This is a genomic window from Aquimarina sp. (assembly GCF_977115655.1).
In genome coordinates this window covers 1-4,668 of record NZ_CDSBKO010000125.1, presented here as the reverse complement: position 1 = coordinate 4,668, position 4,668 = coordinate 1, and the positions used below count along the sequence as shown (strand labels likewise).

1 protein-coding gene and 1 pseudogene are annotated in these 4,668 nt (G+C 35.8%); both read right to left on the bottom strand.

Annotation, left to right across the window (positions count from 1 at the left end; genetic code table 11):
* Window positions 1-3,478 (bottom strand): annotated as a pseudogene (locus tag ACZIYX_RS23600) (hypothetical protein); the annotation flags it as partial.
* Between the two features lie 45 nt (window positions 3,479-3,523).
* Window positions 3,524-4,668: hypothetical protein (locus ACZIYX_RS23595; protein WP_462684723.1), on the bottom strand; the 1,145-nt coding region annotated here is incomplete at its 5' end.

Genomic DNA, 4,668 nt, shown 5'->3' with positions numbered 1-4,668 from the left:
TAGAACCTGAAGCATCACAACGATAATCCTGAGTTATAGCTATATCGGCCGTAATCGTAGTAGGAACAGTAAAAGTAATTGGCGGCAATTGTAAATCGCAACCAAATTGATCTTGAACAGTTACTATATGTGATGCAGAAGCATCTACATTATTAAATGTTTCTGTAGTACTAACGGTTGGTCCAACTGTTACTTGCCCTGGTGTTCCTTGATTTAAAATATAAATAAATGGACCTTCGCCAGCTGTGATATTTACTAAAATAGAGCCTGTTCCCGTAGGACATACAGGGTTTGTAGGAGTAGCTGTCGCTGCAATGGATGTATAAGGAGTTACATCTACACTACCTGCAAAAATAGTACAACTGTTATCTAAATCATTAATATATACAGGATAATTACCCGCAGTAGTAGCCCTAAATTGATACGTAGTAGCGGTTAACGGTACTAATGTAGTACCTAAGAAATCCATTTGATTGTTAAATGAAAAATTACCCGAACCACCTGTAACTGTAACTTCATAAATCGCTATAAATTGATCTGGATCAAATGGTAACGCAGTTGGATCATAATTAGGATGTGAAGGGTCATTAAGAGTTGGGTCCGGCTGATAGCCAGAATTACAATGTAAATCCTCCAATAATCTTATTGTAGCAGAAAAAGGTGCTATTGCATTAACTGTTCTGGTAAATACTTCAGAACAACTACCATCTGCCGATAGCACTTGTACCTCATAAGTATCAGGAACCAAACCTGTAAACACATGACTAGGGATAGTTGTAGGACCCTCAGTATCTGTAAATGCAGTTGTGGTGCTATTAATAATATAGGTGTAATTAATTTGTGAATCTGCAACTGTTATCGAAATCTCTCCCCTTTCTCCAGGACATGTTGGGGAAGTAACGGTTACCGTTTCTGTAGCATCCAAGTTATCTAAAAATACCGTATCCCGAAAAACACAAGCTGTTGGTAGTCCTCCTGTTTGACGAACGTTTACCGTATAAGTTCCTACTTGTGTTAAACCAGTAAATTCAGCAGAAGTTTGATATCCTATAGTTCCCCCAGATGGAGTTATTAATTGGTACTCATATTGATTAGAAGAATTTTGAACACGAATCGTTCCTGGTGTACCACAAATTATTTGTCGTATAACAACAAGATCCGGATCAAAATTGTTTTGAAATACATTAAAATAAAATGGTATTGTACAATTAGCATCAAACGTAGCTCTTATTCTATATTCTCCTGCTTGTGTAACCGTATAACTGCCAATATCTGTACTTACTTGTACCCAATCCCCGTTACAAGCTGCATCTATTGTAGGACAATTAGGGTCTCTGACTACAGAAGGGCAAGCTGCCGGATCCATACGTTCCCAAACAACGGTAGTACCTACCGGAAAATTTATAGGAATATTTAAAGTAGTACCTGCACCACACAAAAATATTTCTGGTAAAGATTCTCCTGTTACTGAACATGTACGCAAATTACCATTTACATTAGGGTTTGAACCCAAACCATTTACAATATCCACTACAGGATTTTGTATGGTATTAAAAGCATTGACTACAAACGTTTGCTGGGAGTCCTGACAAGTAGGTGCTCCAAATTCAGTTACTATATAAGTCCCTGCAACAGTAACTACCAAATCCCTGTTAGTACCTATAATTACTCCCGGATTACTTGCATTTACCCATTCATACCTTGTAAAACTAGCTCCTGCAGTAAGGGTTAAAGAACCTGTACAAATAAATGCAGGTTGGCTTTCTGTAAAACATATACCATTATTAACCAAAACATTAGAAGATCCTATAATATCTGTTTTACAAATAGGATCTTGATCCAAAATACTTGATTCTCCTGTTTTTCTAGTACCAGACTCTACTCCTCTATAAGTAGAAATAGCTGTATTGTTTATTAAATTAGAACAAGCATCCCGTAAATCTGCACAAGTAGCAACAACGCTTACTCCAAAACGAACGGTATGAATCCCTCCATTTCGTACAATAAGAGCATCATTAATAGTGATATTAATTTCTCTGTTGGTGCCATCGGGTGTAGCAACTATACCTGGATTACTTGTGACAATACTCCCTAAAGTAAAATCTACATTTGCAGGCAAAACATCACGAATAGTTGCTTCAGTAATATCTTCATTACCTTGATTTTCTATGGTTAACTCATAAAATAACTGATCTGCAAAATTTACAGGATCTCCCGTTATATCTATACCATTAACATCTAATACTCTTTTCTTTACTGTTAGTTCTGGTTCGATAATTTCTATACTAAAAAGATTAAGAAATATTCTATAACGATCTCCAGAAGTGGTAGCGGTAAAATTTACAGATGTCTGATTGTTACCAATTACAGTATTACTACTATTAGGGATATTAAAAATATCTGCATCAAAGCCAAGAGTGTTTTGTGATGCGGGATTACGTGCCAAATTATAATTTCCGTCTATTGAAATTGAGCTATTGAAAAAATTATTTGTAGGGTTCACAGGATTTGCATACAAAATAGTTTGGGTAGATGAAGTATTTGTAATTTCAAGTCCATCACCTGTAATACCATAATCCCCTTCTAATGTAGCAACACCATACCTTGCTCTCACATTATTTGGAGCAGGTAATGTTTTAAAATTACCATAAACAAACGTTTCTGGAGAAGATCCGCTTATTTCCAGAAAGCCGTCTTGGGTACTAATTTTTTTTGCGGATAACGTTTCATCTTCGTATATAATAACTAAAACCCATCCAGCAGATGCTCCTGCTCCTAGTTCTGTATCTCCAATAGTAGATCTTACATTTGCTACGGTATAGGTTCCGTTTGGATTGGTTAAACCAGCGACAATATTGGTAACATTTGCATAACAAACATATGGTATATCCGGAGTAGCATTATTGTTGGGATTACTTGTAGTATTACGATACCCATCATAAATAGTTTGCGTATTGGAAGGTAAAGGTCCGGGAACAATATCTATATAATTAGCAGTATTTGCCGGTTTAAATTTTATAGATCTGAAATCAGGACGTGGGTCTGGTAGAGGAAGACCTGTAAGTTGAGGGTAATTAGAAGCATTTCGTTGTACATAATAAGTTGCAGACCAATATAATCCCGCATATTTTATCTTGCTACATGTACTATTAATTGTAAAATTTGCACTACTAGAACTGAATATGCCAGGACCCGGATCGACATTTATATATCCAAAAGTTAGTCCATCGTTATAACTACCTCCATTATATGCACTATTTGGGTTATAATTAGTAAAATCACCTGCAAAAAAAGGATTGTTTTGAGGCTGTTGCCCGCTTAGTCCAACAATGGCATTAGATATAATTTGGATATCTCCATTTAAAGTAATAGAATCTCTTATACCAAAATTGACACGCTGTGCATATAAAGATAACGCACTACTACAATAAAGTATCAGAAATATCGTGATCCATTTTAAATATTTTATAGGTTTCATAAGCCGCGGGGTGTTTAGGTATTTAGTCTTCATATCTCTTTTACATTATTGAATTTTCAATATATAAAGATCTCCATCGTACGAATTGTTTACATTAGAAAATAAGCTCTGTTTAGCCTCTTCAAGGCTGTCAAATCTCTTAAGATATACATATATATAGTTGTCTTTTGGATTCCTGAAATACTGAGGCTCTAATCCTAGCGATCGTAACTTCTCCATGCCTCTTTCAAAATAATTCTCTCTTTTGAAAATATTGGTAATTAAATAGTATCCATTTTCAATATTATGACCTCCAATATAGGATAAACTTTCTGCCAACACAGTATCATCTTTTACTGTATCTTTAATTAATCTTGTTTCTTGTAATAACTTCTTATAAGACTCTACTCTACTTTTGGCAATATGTAATATCCACATATCTCCAAAATACCTATTATCAATATTGTTCAGGTATTTTTGTGTTGCCTCATCTTTATTGTTATAGCTTTCTATCGCTACATATTGGAATTGATTTTCTGGGTTAAGAATAATTTGAGAATCGTTAAATCCAAGATCTTTTAAAGTACCAGTAAATTTGTCTGCATACGCTCCTCCTTTAAATACATTACCTATTAAATAATATCCCTCAGGGTATCCTGGTATAAATTTAGTAGCTATTTGGGCTTCTGGTCTAGATGTCTCTGCAAACTTTATAAATCTGTTTTTTGCAGATAATCTTTTAGAACTAGCAGGATCAGATTCTTTCTTTGCTTCTTCTGCATCATCATTCATACTAACAAGAGACTCTAAAAGTTTGCTAAATTCTCGTTTATCTACATTTAAACTTGTATTTAATAAGGAGTCTCTACGAGCAAATATTTTATCTGTAATTCGGCTACTATTATCTAATTCTTTTTTAATCTCTTCTAATCCTTCTTCATTTACTTCTGCTGCTTCTTTTGCTGCTTCTTGTTTTAACCTTTCTGCTTCTGCCAATCGTGCGACCTCAGCGGCGGCCTCAGCAGCAGCCTCTTGTTGCAACCTTTCTGCTTCTGCCAATCGTGCAGCCTCAGCAGCAGCCTCTTGCTGCAACCTTTCTGCTTCCGCTAATCGTGCAGCCTCAGCAGCAGCCTCTTGTTGCAACCTTTCTGCTTCCGCCAATCGTGCAGCCTCAGCAGCAGCCTCTTGTTTCAACCTTTCCTCTTCTGCCA